This is a genomic window from Pseudomonas sp. Tul2A7 (assembly GCF_054790505.1).
The window spans coordinates 2593293-2607318 of the sequence record NZ_CP186499.1; the positions used below are offsets into that span (position 1 = coordinate 2593293).

Annotated in this window: 14 protein-coding genes; 10 read left to right on the forward strand and 4 right to left on the reverse strand. The window is 57.9% G+C overall.

From position 1 onward, the window contains the following. The first annotated feature begins 203 nt into the window (after positions 1 to 203). The 6 genes from tkt to fba all read left to right on the forward strand — a co-directional run bounded on the left by tkt (position 204) and on the right by fba (position 6543). Entirely contained in the window at positions 204 to 2201 is a 1998-nt protein-coding gene (gene tkt / locus ACOYXJ_RS11660; protein ID WP_460369552.1) for a transketolase, read from the forward strand. Between the two features lie 150 nt (positions 2202 to 2351). Further along, positions 2352 to 3404 (forward strand): erythrose-4-phosphate dehydrogenase, encoded by a 1053-nt coding sequence (epd, locus tag ACOYXJ_RS11665; protein WP_095121452.1) that lies wholly within the window; start codon positions 2352 to 2354, stop codon positions 3402 to 3404. Between the two features lie 12 nt (positions 3405 to 3416). Beyond that, positions 3417 to 4580, forward strand: coding sequence for a phosphoglycerate kinase (locus ACOYXJ_RS11670; RefSeq protein ID WP_460369554.1), 1164 nt, complete (start codon positions 3417 to 3419; stop codon positions 4578 to 4580). A 34-nt stretch (positions 4581 to 4614) separates the two neighbouring features. Beyond that, positions 4615 to 4836 carry a hypothetical protein gene (locus ACOYXJ_RS11675; protein ID WP_007913756.1) on the forward strand — a complete coding sequence of 74 codons (222 nt, stop codon included), beginning with the start codon at positions 4615 to 4617 and terminating at the stop codon, positions 4834 to 4836. 57 nt (positions 4837 to 4893) lie between these two features. Beyond that, entirely contained in the window at positions 4894 to 5226 is a 333-nt protein-coding gene (locus ACOYXJ_RS11680) for an MliC family protein (RefSeq protein ID WP_460369557.1), read from the forward strand. A 252-nt stretch (positions 5227 to 5478) separates the two neighbouring features. After that, positions 5479 to 6543, forward strand: coding sequence for a class II fructose-bisphosphate aldolase (gene fba, locus ACOYXJ_RS11685; RefSeq protein WP_019694035.1), 1065 nt, complete (start codon positions 5479 to 5481; stop codon positions 6541 to 6543). Positions 6544 to 6606: 63 nt separating this feature from the next. Here fba and ACOYXJ_RS11690 read toward each other — a convergent pair whose 3' ends face one another. The 3 genes from ACOYXJ_RS11690 to ACOYXJ_RS11700 all read right to left on the reverse strand — a co-directional run bounded on the left by ACOYXJ_RS11690 (position 6607) and on the right by ACOYXJ_RS11700 (position 8985). After that, the gene (locus tag ACOYXJ_RS11690) at positions 6607 to 6957 is read right to left on the reverse strand and encodes a hypothetical protein (RefSeq protein ID WP_460369559.1); all 351 of its coding nucleotides are present in this window, start codon (positions 6955 to 6957) and stop codon (positions 6607 to 6609) included. A gap of 544 nt (positions 6958 to 7501) precedes the next feature. After that, positions 7502 to 7864, reverse strand: coding sequence for a DUF6124 family protein (locus ACOYXJ_RS11695; RefSeq protein ID WP_460369561.1), 363 nt, complete (start codon positions 7862 to 7864; stop codon positions 7502 to 7504). A 452-nt stretch (positions 7865 to 8316) separates the two neighbouring features. Next, positions 8317 to 8985 carry a polysaccharide lyase family 7 protein gene (locus ACOYXJ_RS11700; protein WP_016987239.1) on the reverse strand — a complete coding sequence of 223 codons (669 nt, stop codon included), beginning with the start codon at positions 8983 to 8985 and terminating at the stop codon, positions 8317 to 8319. Between the two features lie 319 nt (positions 8986 to 9304). Here ACOYXJ_RS11700 and ACOYXJ_RS11705 point away from each other — a divergent pair, with 319 nt between their 5' ends. Genes ACOYXJ_RS11705 through ACOYXJ_RS11715 form a run of 3 tightly spaced genes read left to right on the forward strand, consistent with a single transcriptional unit; the run spans position 9305 to position 12288 of the window. Further along, on the forward strand, positions 9305 to 11428 hold the full coding sequence (locus ACOYXJ_RS11705) for a putative bifunctional diguanylate cyclase/phosphodiesterase (protein WP_150793255.1): 2124 nt from the start codon (positions 9305 to 9307) through the stop codon (positions 11426 to 11428). A 44-nt stretch (positions 11429 to 11472) separates the two neighbouring features. Further along, a complete protein-coding gene (locus ACOYXJ_RS11710) occupies positions 11473 to 11967 on the forward strand; it encodes a M48 metallopeptidase family protein (protein ID WP_095121442.1) in 495 nt (164 codons plus the stop codon). 24 nt (positions 11968 to 11991) lie between these two features. Further along, entirely contained in the window at positions 11992 to 12288 is a 297-nt protein-coding gene (locus tag ACOYXJ_RS11715) for a winged helix-turn-helix domain-containing protein (protein ID WP_007913779.1), read from the forward strand. 184 nt (positions 12289 to 12472) lie between these two features. Here the strand turns inward: ACOYXJ_RS11715 and ACOYXJ_RS11720 are convergent, their stop codons facing one another. Beyond that, positions 12473 to 12925, reverse strand: a complete 453-nt coding sequence (locus tag ACOYXJ_RS11720; protein ID WP_038358715.1) for a GNAT family N-acetyltransferase — start codon at positions 12923 to 12925, stop codon at positions 12473 to 12475. Positions 12926 to 13180: 255 nt separating this feature from the next. On the opposite strand from ACOYXJ_RS11720, the gene ACOYXJ_RS11725 reads away from it, so the two are divergent. Continuing rightward, positions 13181 to 13918, forward strand: a complete 738-nt coding sequence (locus tag ACOYXJ_RS11725) for a substrate-binding periplasmic protein (RefSeq protein ID WP_460369565.1) — start codon at positions 13181 to 13183, stop codon at positions 13916 to 13918. Positions 13919 to 14026 lie beyond the last annotated feature (108 nt).

Here is a 14026-nt window from a genome sequence, read left to right on the forward strand (position 1 = left end):
GATCAATGGCGCTTTTTATTGCACTTCTCACCCACCGGTTAACTCTACAAACGAGTAGCGGAAAGGTTTCACCAACAGAAAGCGCTGCTATCCATTGGAAAAACGCCCCCCGATGACTATCTGTCATTGCCCCGAGGCGCCCCGGTGAGGGAAAATGCCCTCCTTTTTTCCGTTTCGACTTACCAGAACCCAGGAGATCAGCGATGCCTAGCCGTCGTGAGCGTGCCAACGCCATTCGTGCCCTCAGCATGGATGCCGTGCAAAAAGCCAACAGCGGCCATCCCGGTGCCCCTATGGGTATGGCAGATATCGCCGAAGTGCTTTGGCGCGACTACCTCAAGCACAACCCGAGCAATCCATCGTTCGCCGACCGTGACCGCTTCGTGCTGTCCAACGGCCACGGCTCGATGTTGATCTACTCGCTGCTGCACCTGACCGGTTACGACCTGTCGATCGAAGACCTCAAGCAGTTCCGTCAACTGCACAGCCGCACCCCGGGCCACCCTGAATTCGGTTACACCCCGGGCGTTGAAACCACCACCGGCCCGCTGGGTCAGGGGCTGGCCAACGCTGTGGGCTTCGCTCTGGCTGAAAAAGTGCTGGGCGCGCAGTTCAACCGTCCTGGCCACAACATTGTCGACCACCACACCTACGTGTTCCTGGGTGATGGCTGCATGATGGAAGGCATTTCCCACGAAGTCGCTTCCCTGGCCGGTACTCTGGGTCTGGGCAAGCTGATCGCTTTCTACGATGACAACGGCATCTCCATCGACGGCGAAGTCGAAGGCTGGTTCACCGATGACACGGCGAAGCGTTTCGAAGCCTACAACTGGCAAGTGATCCGTAACGTTGACGGTCACGATCCGGAAGAGATCAAGACTGCCATCGAAACCGCGCGCAAGAGCCCGCTGCCGACGCTGATCTGCTGCAAGACCACCATCGGTTTCGGTTCGCCGAACAAGCAGGGCAAAGAAGATTGCCACGGCGCTCCACTGGGTGACGCAGAAATCGCCCTGACCCGTCAGGCGCTGAACTGGAACCACGGCCCGTTCGAAATCCCGGCCGACATCTATGCCGAGTGGGATGCCAAGGAAAAAGGTCGCGCGGCGGAAGCCGAGTGGGATCAGCGTTTCGCTGCCTACTCCGCTGCATTCCCGACTGAAGCCAACGAACTGGTACGTCGCCTGAGCGGTGAACTGCCGGCCGACTTCTCCGAAAAAGCTTCGGCCTACATCGCTGAAGTCGCGGCCAAAGGCGAAACCATCGCCAGCCGTAAAGCCAGCCAGAACACCCTGAACGCCTTCGGCCCGCTGCTGCCGGAACTGCTCGGTGGTTCGGCTGACCTGGCCGGTTCCAACCTGACCCTGTGGAAAGGTTGCAAAGGTGTCAGCGCTGAAGACGCCAGCGGCAACTACATGTACTACGGCGTGCGCGAATTCGGCATGACCGCAATCATGAACGGCGTGACCCTGCACGGCGGCCTGGTGCCTTACGGCGCGACCTTCCTGATGTTCATGGAGTACGCGCGCAACGCCGTGCGCATGTCGGCGCTGATGAAGAAGCAAGTGATCCACGTCTACACCCACGACTCCATCGGTCTGGGCGAAGACGGCCCGACGCACCAGCCGATCGAGCAATTGACCAGCCTGCGTACCACACCGAATCTCGACACCTGGCGTCCAGCCGATGCCGTTGAATCGGCCGTGGCCTGGAAAAACGCTCTGGAGCGCAAGGACGGCCCATCGGCGCTGATTTTCTCGCGTCAGAACCTGCAGCACCAGGAACGCGATGCCGGCCAGATTGCCGACATCAGCCGTGGCGGTTACGTGCTGAAGGACTGCGCAGGCGAGCCTGAGCTGATCCTGATCGCCACCGGTTCGGAAGTCGGTCTGGCGGTTCAGGCCTTCGACAAACTGACCGAGCAAGGTCGCAAGGTTCGTGTGGTTTCCATGCCGTGCACCAGCGTGTTCGATGCTCAGGACGCCGGCTACAAGCAAGCCGTGCTGCCGTTGCAAGTCAGCGCACGTATCGCCATCGAAGCGGCTCACGCTGACTTCTGGTTCAAGTACGTGGGTCTGGAAGGTCGCGTGATCGGCATGACCACTTACGGCGAATCGGCACCGGCTTCGGCATTGTTCGAAGAGTTCGGCTTCACCCTGGAAAACATCCTGGGTCAGGCTGAAGAACTGCTGGAAGACTGATCCGGAAAAGATGTCGTCTGAGCTGACGCCTTCCCGAGCAGGCTCGCTCCCACAGGGAAATGCATTCCAATGTGGGAGCGAGCCTGCTCGCGAAAGCGTTGGTTCGGGCAACATCGCACTACCCGATTCACCACGGTAATCGAGAACCCCATGCCTCAACCGCGTCCTTACAAAGTTGCACTCAACGGCTACGGCCGGATTGGTCGTTGCGTCTTGCGTGCGTTGTTTGAGCGAGGCGAGAAAGCCGGGTTTGAAATTGTCGCGATCAACGATCTGGCGGACATGGCCAGCATCGAATACCTGACACGCTTCGACTCCACCCACGGCCGCTTTCCGGGCGAGGTGCGAGTAGAAGGCGATTGTCTGCATATTAATGGCGATTGCGTGAAGGTTTTGCGCAGTGCCACCCCCGAAGGAATCGATTGGGCATCGCTGGGCGTCGATCTGGTGCTCGAATGCTCCGGTGCCTACAACACCCGTGAAGACGGCCAGCGCTTTCTCGACGCTGGCGCGCCGCGCGTGTTGTTCTCGCAGCCGATGGCCAGCGAGGCGGATGTCGACGCCACCATCGTTTACGGCGTCAATCAGGATTGCCTGACCGGCGACGAACTGCTGGTGTCCAACGCCTCGTGCACCACCAACTGCGGCGTGCCGCTGTTGCGCTTGCTCGACAAGGCGATCGGCCTCGATTACGTGTCGATCACCACCATTCACTCGGCGATGAACGATCAGCCAGTGATCGACGCCTATCACCACGAAGACCTGCGCCGCACCCGTTCGGCGTTCCAGTCGGTGATCCCGGTGTCCACTGGTCTGGCGCGCGGTATCGAGCGCCTGCTGCCGGAACTTGCCGGGCGAATTCAGGCCAAAGCCGTACGCGTGCCGACGGTCAACGTGTCCTGCCTCGACATCACGATGCAGACCGCCACGGCGACCGACGCCAATGAGGTCAACCGGATCCTGCGCGAGGCCGCCACCAATGGCCCGCTCAAAGGCTTGCTCGCTTACACCGAGCTGCCGCACGCCAGTTGTGATTTCAACCATGACCCACATTCGGCCATCGTCGATGCCAGTCAGACCCGTGTTTCCGGCCCAAAACTGGTGAACATCCTGGCCTGGTTCGACAACGAATGGGGTTTTGCCAACCGAATGCTGGACGTTGCAGAACACTATCTGCAAACAGCAACTTCAAAAAAACCGTAGGAAGTGCGACCCATGACCGTGTTGAAGATGTCCGACCTCGATCTGCAAGGTAAGCGCGTATTGATCCGCGAAGACCTCAACGTCCCAGTCAAGGACGGTGTTGTCACCAGCGATGCGCGTATCCTGGCTTCGCTGCCGACCATCAAGCTGGCCCTGGAAAAAGGCGCGGCGGTGATGGTCTGCTCGCACCTTGGCCGTCCGACCGAAGGCGAGTTCTCCGCCGAGAACAGCCTCAAGCCAGTCGCTGACTACCTGAGCAAAGCGCTGGGTCGTGAAGTGCCGCTGGTGGCTGATTACCTCGGCGGCGTTGACGTCAAGGCCGGCGACATCGTGCTGTTCGAAAACGTGCGCTTCAACAAGGGCGAGAAAAAGAACGCTGACGAACTGGCTCAGCAATACGCGGCCCTGTGCGACGTGTTCGTAATGGACGCTTTCGGCACCGCTCACCGCGCCGAAGGTTCGACCCACGGCGTGGCCAAGTTCGCCAAAGTCGCCGCTGCTGGTCCACTGTTGGCCGCTGAACTGGATGCACTGGGCAAAGCCCTCGGCGCACCGGCTCAGCCAATGGCGGCCATTGTTGCCGGCTCCAAGGTGTCGACCAAACTCGACGTACTGAACAGCCTGAGCCAGATCTGCGATCAACTGATCGTCGGCGGCGGCATCGCCAACACCTTCCTCGCGGCGGCCGGTCACCCGGTTGGCAAGTCGCTGTACGAGCCAGACCTGCTCGACACCGCGCGCGCCATCGCCGCCAAGGTCAGCGTGCCGCTGCCGGTTGACGTAGTGGTTGCCAAAGAATTCTCTGAAACCGCAGAAGCCACCGTGAAGCTGATCGCTGACGTTGCGGCTGACGACATGATTCTGGACATCGGTCCGCAAACTGCAGCCAACTTCGCCGAACTGCTGAAATCGTCGAAAACCATTCTGTGGAACGGCCCGGTCGGCGTGTTCGAATTCGACCAGTTCGGCAACGGCACCAAAGTGCTGGCCCAGGCCATTGCTGAAAGCTCGGCATTCTCGATTGCTGGCGGTGGCGACACTCTGGCCGCCATCGATAAATATGGCGTGGCTGAGCAAATCTCCTACATTTCCACCGGTGGTGGCGCGTTCCTCGAATTCGTCGAAGGCAAAGTGCTGCCAGCCGTTGAAGTCCTGGAAAGCCGGGCCAAGGCCTGAGGCCGCCCGTTTGGCCAGGCAAAGGAGTGTTTACATGGTCAAGTCGTTAGCGCTGTTGTTGCTGACCGGTACGCTGGCGGCCTGCGGGAGTAACCCGAAGGCCGAAGCCACGCCGGCGCCGAGCGAGTCGCAGAAGGGCTGTTATCAGGCCGACTGGCAGGCCGAAACCAACCCGGTGCTGAACAAGCGCTCGGGGCCGGACGGCCTGGACAAATACGAGACGCAAACCCCGGCCAAGGAACATGGTTGTCCTTGACGGGTCTGACTCTTTAACTCAGGGCTGGCGGCGTGTGCCGTCAGTCGAGGAACACGGATGAAAGGCTTGATCGCCATTGCGGCGTTGGCATTGTTGGGCGGATGCGCGCAGTTGAACCTGTTTCAGTCGTCTGCTCCGGCGGACAACTGGACCACCTGGACCTGCGACAGCGAGGCCAAAGTGCTGTGGCGTTACGCCGATGCCGGCCAGAAGGAAGTCGACGTTCGACTGGGCGGCGGTGATCAGGTCTATCGCCTGAAAGAAGAGCCGGGCGCCTCGGGCACGCTGTACAGCGACGGCATGCTGGCGTTTCACGTCAAGGGAGAGGAAGGCCTGGTGTACTGGGTCGCCACCAATGACCTGATCGGCCGCGGCTGCAAAGCTGAATAATTGCAACACCGCAGGCCCATTGTAGGCCTTCGCCTGCTCGCGATAGCGGTATGACAGCCGCTGCAATATTGACTGAAAGATTGCTATCGCGAGCAGGCTCACTCCTACAAGGGTTCTGCGCAGTTCTGAAGAATCGGCTTTATCGAATCACCAGACCGGGCCTCAACCCCCGATCTGCAATCACTTGAATAGCCGCCGCCGCTCCGGCAGGCTGGCACGATTAACGACCCTCAACCGGGAGAGACACACACAATGGCACTTATCAGCATGCGCCAGATGTTGGACCACGCAGCCGAATTCGGCTACGGCGTTCCAGCTTTCAACGTCAACAACCTTGAGCAGATGCGCGCCATCATGGAAGCCGCTGACAAGACTGACTCCCCGGTGATCGTCCAGGCTTCGGCCGGCGCTCGCAAATACGCCGGCGCGCCTTTCCTGCGTCACCTGATCCTCGCCGCGATCGAAGAATTCCCGCACATCCCGGTGTGCATGCACCAGGACCACGGCACCAGCCCTGACGTCTGCCAGCGCTCGATTCAACTGGGCTTCAGCTCGGTGATGATGGACGGCTCGCTGGGCGAAGACGGCAAGACCCCGACCGACTACGACTACAACGTCCGCGTTACCCAACAAACCGTGGCCATGGCTCACGCCTGCGGCGTCTCGGTAGAAGGCGAGCTGGGCTGCCTGGGTTCGCTGGAAACCGGCATGGCCGGTGAAGAAGACGGCATCGGCGCTGAAGGCGTTCTGGATCACAGCCAAATGCTGACCGACCCGGAAGAAGCCGCTGACTTCGTCAAACGCACCCAGGTCGATGCCCTGGCAATCGCCATCGGCACCAGCCACGGCGCTTACAAGTTCACCAAGCCACCAACCGGTGACGTGCTGGCGATCGACCGCATCAAGGAAATCCACAAGCGCATCCCGAACACCCACCTGGTGATGCACGGTTCGTCCTCGGTGCCACAAGAGTGGCTGGCAATCATCAACCAGTACGGCGGCGACATCAAAGAAACCTACGGCGTACCGGTTGAAGAAATCGTCGAAGGCATCAAGCACGGCGTGCGCAAGGTCAACATCGACACCGACCTGCGTCTGGCGTCCACCGGTGCGATGCGTCGCCTGATGGCCACCAACCCGAGCGAGTTCGACCCACGTAAATTCTTTGGCGCGACTGTGACTGCAATGCGTGATGTGTGTATCGCTCGTTATGAAGCGTTCGGTACTGCGGGTAATGCTTCGAAGATCAAGCCGATTTCTCTGGAAGCGATGTTCCAGCGTTATCTGAAGGGTGAGTTGAACGCTAAGGTTAACTGAGCCTGAGCGTTAATTTGCTGATTCAAGAAACCCGCCGAAAGGCGGGTTTTTTGTGCTCTGGGGTTACCCTCTTGTGAAGTTCATATTGTAGGTCTTACCCACATTCGGCCCGCCTGCGAGAACTTTAACAGTACCGCCCAACTGATTGTCGTTGCCATCGGACGACTTCAGGGTGATGGTGAGTGAACTGTCTCCATGCCCATATTCATCCCCATCTGAAGCTTTTGCTTTTGCCTGAAGATTAAAAGATCTGGATGTCTTCGCGGTATAGTTCCCGGTGACGGTGAAGTTAAGCCCGTAATATTTCATTTTCCCATTATTTAACTTGCCAGCCTGTTGGCTTAGGTCATCAAATGTAAGTGTGGCGGGATTGCTTTCGCCTGTATCAGAGACGGTTCCTTGGAAAGTAAGCATTATTTTCTTAACCTTTTGCTCGCGATATTTAAGGCTCGGGCTAAATTTCAGTCCGAAGTCGTTTTTCCGGTATCACGCTGATGAGGTTAGGTTGAAGTCTGTTTCTTGTAACCTGATAGAAATGACAGTTTTTTATAGTCATTCGCGATGATCTGTTCGGGTAATTCATAAATTCGGTATAAGAAGTTGGAATTTAAGCAGGTCTGTTCCCTTTATTTAAGCAATTTGAGCGAATTCCACCCACGTAAGATCTCCGGAGTTACTGTGATCCCGATGCGTGATGTGTGTATCGCTCGTAATGAAGTATTCGCTACTGCCGGTAATACTTTGAAGACCAAAACGATCTCGCTGGAAGCGATGTTACTGGCGTTATCTGAAGGAAGAGTTCAAGGCTAAGGGCAAATAAGTCGGAGCGTTGGACTGTTATAGAATAAACCCGCCGCGGGGCGGGTTTATCTGTGGTTGATTTCCCATCAGTTACAAGGAATTGTCACCTACAGCGGACATCCAAGAGGTTTTTAGATGAAAAGTCCGATATGGGTGGCTATTCCTTCAACTCCACGTGATCCAGCGCTTGATTCACTGCCAATTCACCGAGCATGACCACCTGCGCGATCCCCAGGGCTGTCTTGCGGTGCGAGGTATCGAGCGTCGCGGCGAAGTTGTTGAGCATTTCGCTGGCTGAACCCAGGGTTTCGCTGGCGTTGGCCAGCAGGGATTCGGTGTTGTACTTCGGGTTGGCGAGGTACATGGGTTCGGGTTTATGCGTGCTGGCCATGATGAAGGCGGACGGTTTGAGGTAATGGTCGAGGGCGCGCTCTGCGGCGTCGTGGAGTTTTTTTGAGTCGAGGGATTCGTAGGGGGATGCGGGATCTGTTTCTGGCGGGTGCGGCGTTGATCTGATCATGTTTCGTCTCCGGTAAATGGAGCCGACACCGGATCGCTACTAAACGAAGGGGTGGCAGCTGAACGCAGGTTAGTAGACCGGGGAGACGCGACCGGCGCACCCGAAGGCGCCCTGCGTACAGCTACCATCAAGTGCAGGTTTAGAAATACCTGACTGAACGGATGCACATACGCTTCGCGTAACCACGGGCTACTAAACCCGATCACTGGAAATCAGTGACGCGAATCAAGTTACCGATGGCCCGCCAGGCGCACAAGCCGGCGGATTCTGGCGTACCCGTAGGCAACGACGCAAGCTGTTGTAGGCTTCGGGAAGTAACCGCCGACAGATCTAAACAGCGCTGTTTAAAGGTGGCAACTGCCGAAGGCTGCGATCTTTTGATTTTGTCTTTTTAGAATCAAAAACAAGATCAAAAGATCGCAGCCTTCGGCAGCTCCTACAGTGGGGATTGGTTACTTGTCGTGATCGATGTCGAGTTTGGAGAAGGTCACTTGGCCACCTTCGCTGGTGTACCCGGTGTTGTCCTGCACATAAACCCCAGCCTTGAAGTACAACGGTTTGTTCCGCCACGTCGCGCTGATCTGTGAGTCCCACTGATAACCCGCCGCGCTGATGCCGAGTGCGCCGCCGGGGCTCAAGTGAATAAGGTAGTTGAATTCGCGATCCAGTTTGATCCCGGTAGCCAGTGTGATGACACGGCTTTCGTCGTCATCCGGGTGCATGCGCACCTTGATCACCAGGTTGCCGGTTTCAGTTTTGGTCTTGTACTGGTATTCGAGTTTGACCATCGGCTTCTGGCTTTCATAAGCATGAATCTGGCCGATGACGATCTTGCCCGAGCTGGGCACTTTGTTGACGGTGAGGGTCGCGCGCAGCAGGTTGTCGGCGTCCGGGTAGTACCAGTTGCGCAGGGTGCCGTTGCTGTAGGTTTCACGCAGTTCGGTGCGCGGGTAGATGGCGTTTTCGGTTTTTGACCCGGTAACCGGTGACCAGAAGAACAAGGTGCCGGTGTCGGAATGGAAGTACTGATCTTTGAAGCCGTTCACCAGTTTTGAGGTTTCGACGGTGTATGGCGGGCTGCCAACGGGAACGCTGAGGTTCCAGGTTGCGAGATCGATCATGTCGGTTCTTCCACTCAAGTTTCACTGCACGTACGTGCCAGAAGCTCTAGCCCGCACGTTTTGGGGCGGCCTTTATAAGCGTAGAGGGATTTTTTGTTAATGCCCGTTTGGCAGATGATTGACGTCAACATCCTGTCGAAATGCCATCTCTGCCGGTTTCCGGGGGCTTCAGCGGTGACCGTTAGTCGGCAAACTCACGCTTTGGTTAAATGATGGCCTGATGACAGCTTCTGCTTTTTCGGATCCACGACTAGAGTGAAGGCTCGATGTACGTACGGTTTTACCGGAATCGCCCTGAAGTCCCGACAAGAGAAGCAGCATGGAATGCGCGCAACCCCCGCCAGGTGAAGGCAGCTCTGTCCTTTTGATCGTTGATGATTACCCTGAAAATCTGATCAGCATGCGCGCGTTGCTGCAGCGCCAGGATTGGCACGTCCTCACCGCAGCCTCCGGTTTCGAAGCGCTCAATATTCTGCTCTCCCACGATGTCGACCTGGTGCTGCTGGACGTGCAGATGCCGGGCATGGACGGTTTTGAAGTGGCGCGGCTGATGCGCGGCAGCCAGCGCACGCGCCTGACGCCGATTATCTTTCTGACCGCCAACGAGCAATCACAAGACGCCGTGATCAAGGGCTACGCGAGTGGCGCGGTGGATTACCTGTTCAAGCCGTTCGACCCGCAGATCCTCAAGCCCAAAGTGCAGGCGTTGCTGGAACATCAGCGCAATCGCCGCGCGTTGCAGCGCTTGAGTCATGATCTGGAGTTGGCGCGCGCCTTCAATGCTTCGGTGCTGGATAACGCTGCCGAGGGGATATTGGTGGTGGGCGAGGACGGCTTGATCCGCTTTGCCAACCCAGCGATTTCGCGGTTGTTGAATGCGCCGGTGAAGGAGCTGGAAGGTAAGGAGTTTCTCGATTTTCTTCAGAAACCGCACATTCCGCTGTGGGCCGATTCCGAGTTTTATGCCAGCTACAAGCGTGGCGAAACATTAAGACTGCACGACGCCTTGCTGCGCACCGCGCCCGGCCAGCAAGTGCCGGTGGCGCTGTCGTGCGCCGCGCTGCCTTCCGAGCAACACGCGATGGTGGTGACCGTGCTGGACATGTCGGTGGTGCGGCACCTGCACCAGCAACTGGAATTTCAAGCGGTGACCGATCCTCTGACCGGGTTGCTCAACCGTCGCGGCTTTTACCAGACCGTTGAAAACCTGCTGCTGCGCGGCGAGCGCAGCGACAGCAGTTGGGTGTTGCTCTATCTGGATCTCGACGGCTTCAAGCGGGTCAACGATTCGCTCGGTCACGATGCCGGCGATCGGGTGTTGCGTTGGGTTTCCGAGCAATTGAAAGCCTGCCTGCGACCGTTCGACATTCTTGCGCGCATGGGCGGGGATGAATTCACCGCGCTGCTGGATCTGGAGTTTCCCGAGCAAGCGGCGAAGATTGCCGAAAAGCTCATTGAGCGGGTGTCGATCTGTCAGCAGATCGAAGGGTTGGACATCGCGCTGGGTGCCAGCATCGGTATCGCCACTTACCCGGACTGCGGCTCCAACCTTGACGGATTGCTGCGTGCCTCCGATATCGCGATGTACGAGGCCAAACGCGCCGGACGTCAGCAATATCGCTTTTATGATCATGAAATGAACGGCCGGGCGCGCTCCCGACTGATGCTCGAAGAAAGTGTGCGTGCCGCCATCGAGAATCGCGATTTCAATCTGGTCTATCAGCCGCAAGTAGCCATCGACACGGGCCAGATTCGTGGCTTTGAAGCGTTGTTGCGCTGGCAGCATCCGAGTGTCGGCGATGTGCCGCCGGGACTGTTCTTGCCGCTGCTGGAAGAGGCGCGGCTGATCAGCCGACTCGGCAGCTGGATTTATCATCGTGGCGCCGGTCAGCGCAAAGCCTGGGAAACCCTGTTTGCCGAGGACCTGGTGCTCGGCGTGAGTTTGAGCAACACGCAGTTCAGCCTGCCGAATCTGGTCACCGAATTGCGCCAGGTCATGGAGCGACACGCCTTGCAGCCTCGGCAACTGGAGGTCGAGGTCACCGAAGAAGCGCTGATGCAAAACCCCGATGAAACCCGCAAACAGCTGCGTTTGCTGCGCAATCTCGGTGTGCGCGTGGCGCTGGATGACTTCGGTTCCGGGCCGTGTTCGTTGGCGCATTTGCGCGATCTGGAACTGGATACGCTAAAACTCGATCGCCATCTCATCGCGCGATTGCCGGACTCCAAACGGGACGCCTCGCTGGTCAGCACGGTCATCAGTCTGTGCAAGCAATACGGTTTGCTGGTGATTGCCGAGGGCGTTGAAACCATCGAGCAATATCAATGGCTGCAAGCCCATGGCTGTGAGTACGTGCAGGGCTTCCTCGTGGCGCGGCCATTGATCGCCGAGGACGCTGCGAGCTTCGCCGAGCCGTTCGACTGGAGCGCGCTGCCCGGTTGAATTCGCTACACTGGCGGACCTTTTTCGAACCGTGTCGCCCGTCCATGACTGTGTTGAAGTACCTCCAGGCTTATCCCGCGCAATTGCAGGACCAGGTGCGCCAACTGATTGCCGAAGGGCGTCTGGGTGAATACCTGAATCAGCGTTATTCGGGGCGACACGACGTGCAGAGCGACAAGGCTTTGTACAGCTACGCGCTGGACCTGAAGCAGGAATACCTGCGCAACGCCCCGGCCATCGACAAGGTGCTGTTCGACAACCGCCTCGACCTGACCCACCGCGCGTTGGGCCTGCACACCACGGTTTCACGGGTGCAGGGCGGCAAGCTCAAGGCCAAGAAAGAGATTCGTATCGCCTCGTTGTTCAAGGACGCCGCGCCGGACTTTCTGAAAATGATCGTCGTGCATGAACTGGCGCACTTCAAGGAATCGGATCACAACAAGGCGTTCTATAAATTGTGTGAGCACATGCTGCCGGGGTATCACCAGGTCGAGTTTGATCTGCGCGTGTATCTGACATGGCGGGATCTGCAGGCTTAACAGTACGCAACCAGGAAGGTGGGGATGGACGTCAGCAAGACCAAAAGCAGTTTCTACCGCCGCTTGTATGTGGCGTACCTGATCGACAGCGGTCTGGCGCCGAGTGTGCCGACGCTGACCGAAGTGACCGGCATGCCCCGGCGCACGGCGCAGGACACGATTGCCGCGTTGGCGGATCTGGATATCGTTTGTGAATTCGAGCAGGAAGAGGGCGCGCGCAATCATGCCGGGCGCTATCGGATTCGTGAGTGGGGAGCGATTGATCGCGGGTGGATCGAGCGTAATTTGCGGCAGATCAAGGCTGTGCTTGAGTATCCCTAAATGCCCTCACCCCAGCCCTCTCCCGGAGGGAGAGGGGGCCGATTGGGGGATATTGGAGAGGTACGCCGACCTGAAAGTGTTGCTGTGAATCCATAATCGACTCGGTTTTGCAGGTCGATGTCTGACGCACGACAACTCGGTCAGTCCCCTCTACCTCCGGGAGAGGGCTAGGGTGAGGGGCTGTTCAGGCACGACGCATCCCAATGTGTGGAATGTCATCCTCCAGATACTCTTCACCCGCCACAACAAACCCGTACTTGCCGTAGTACCCCTGCAAATGCGCCTGCGCCGACAGATAGATCGGCACCTGCGGCCAATGCTTCTCCGCCTGTTTCAAAGCCTGCTCCATCATTTCGTGCCCCAGCCCTTTGCCGCGCCCTTGCGGTGCGGTAATCACCCGGCCGATCACCACGTCGCCACCCTGGGATTCCGGATCCAGCAGGCGCAGATACGCCATCAACTGATCATCTTCCCAACCCATCAGGTGATAGGTATCGCCTTCCAGATCCTGACCGTCGAGGTCCGGATAAGCGCATTTCTGTTCAACCACGAACACGTCCGAGCGCAGCTTCAACAGCGCGTACAGCTGCTCCTTGCCCAGATCACTGTGATGTTTGCAGACCCATTCGATTGTCATTTGCCGATTCCTTGAACGTGTCACCGGATACTAAGCGCCTGCGGCAAAGATGTCTGTATGGCGTAAGAGTCTGTGACAAAGGTCAAAATGCCATCATTCCTTTCTCGCAGCCGCGGTGACTTTGTGTAATCTGCTGGAGAGCCCTGTGCACTGGCTGCAATGAGCTAATGTTAGGGCCTGGGTTTTGCCGGTAAGGGGCCTTGGGGTTTTGACTGAAAACATGCTGGGCAACTCGCCCGCTAAGGATTTTCAAGCATGCCGCGTTTGCATCGAGCCTTTGCTTTGGCCGGATTGCTCTTGCTGGCCCAGACCGCTGCAGCGGAGAGGCTGCGGCTGGTGTTTGATATCTGGCCACCCTTTACCGACGACACGCTGGTCAACGGCGGACTGGCCACCGACATCGTCAGCACCGCGCTGGCCCGGGCCGGCTATGCCAGCGGTTACGAACAGGTGCCGTGGGCGCGGGCGCTGCTTGGTGTTGGCGAGGGCCGCTACGATGTGTTGGTCAACGCCTGGTACAACGACGAGCGGACCAGGCTCGGCCAGTTTTCCGGTGAATACCTGCTCAACCGCATCCGCTTTCTCAAGCGCAAAGACACACCACTCGAGTATTCCAATCTGCAGCAGTTGCACACCTATCCGATCGCTGTGGTGCGCGGTTACGCCTATTCGGCGCCGTTCGATGCCGACACGGCGTTGCAGAAAGTCCCTGTGCATAATTTTGCCATGGCCGTGCGCATGCTCGCGGCGGATCGGGTCAAGCTGACGCTGGAAGATGAGTATGTGGCGAAGTATTACCTGGCGCGGGAATCCGCCAAGGTGCGCAATTCGGTGGAGTTTTTGCCTAAGCCGTTGAGTGAGAACAGCCTGCATATATTGGTTAGCCTGAAAAATCCGCAGCATGAGCAGATTGTTGCCGGGTTTGATAAGGCGATTGCGGCGATGAAGGCGGATGGGAGTTATGACAAGTTGCTTCGCCAGCATGGGATGTGAAGGCTGATCCAGAATCCTCTGTGTGGCTGATGTCCCTATCGCGAGCAGGCGAAGGCCTACAATTTGAAATGCGTTCCCCTGTAGGAGTGAGCCTGCTCGCGATGACGC

Excerpts from the sequence above, each read along its gene's own strand:
- ACOYXJ_RS11680 (WP_460369557.1), top strand. The coding sequence starts at position 4,894 with ATGAAAGGCTTGATCGCCATTGCGGCGTTGGCATTGTTGGGCGGATGC.
- ACOYXJ_RS11670 (WP_460369554.1), top strand. The coding sequence starts at position 3,417 with ATGACCGTGTTGAAGATGTCCGACCTCGATCTGCAAGGTAAGCGCGTA.
- ACOYXJ_RS11690 (WP_460369559.1), bottom strand. The coding sequence starts at position 6,957 with ATGCTTACTTTCCAAGGAACCGTCTCTGATACAGGCGAAAGCAATCCC.
- ACOYXJ_RS11715 (WP_007913779.1), top strand. The coding sequence starts at position 11,992 with ATGGACGTCAGCAAGACCAAAAGCAGTTTCTACCGCCGCTTGTATGTG.
- ACOYXJ_RS11700 (WP_016987239.1), bottom strand. The coding sequence starts at position 8,985 with ATGATCGATCTCGCAACCTGGAACCTCAGCGTTCCCGTTGGCAGCCCG.
- ACOYXJ_RS11720 (WP_038358715.1), bottom strand. The coding sequence starts at position 12,925 with ATGACAATCGAATGGGTCTGCAAACATCACAGTGATCTGGGCAAGGAG.
- ACOYXJ_RS11705 (WP_150793255.1), top strand. The coding sequence starts at position 9,305 with ATGGAATGCGCGCAACCCCCGCCAGGTGAAGGCAGCTCTGTCCTTTTG.
- epd (WP_095121452.1), top strand. The coding sequence starts at position 2,352 with ATGCCTCAACCGCGTCCTTACAAAGTTGCACTCAACGGCTACGGCCGG.
- ACOYXJ_RS11710 (WP_095121442.1), top strand. The coding sequence starts at position 11,473 with ATGACTGTGTTGAAGTACCTCCAGGCTTATCCCGCGCAATTGCAGGAC.
- tkt (WP_460369552.1), top strand. The coding sequence starts at position 204 with ATGCCTAGCCGTCGTGAGCGTGCCAACGCCATTCGTGCCCTCAGCATG.
- ACOYXJ_RS11675 (WP_007913756.1), top strand. The coding sequence starts at position 4,615 with ATGGTCAAGTCGTTAGCGCTGTTGTTGCTGACCGGTACGCTGGCGGCC.
- ACOYXJ_RS11725 (WP_460369565.1), top strand. The coding sequence starts at position 13,181 with ATGCCGCGTTTGCATCGAGCCTTTGCTTTGGCCGGATTGCTCTTGCTG.
- fba (WP_019694035.1), top strand. The coding sequence starts at position 5,479 with ATGGCACTTATCAGCATGCGCCAGATGTTGGACCACGCAGCCGAATTC.
- ACOYXJ_RS11695 (WP_460369561.1), bottom strand. The coding sequence starts at position 7,864 with ATGATCAGATCAACGCCGCACCCGCCAGAAACAGATCCCGCATCCCCC.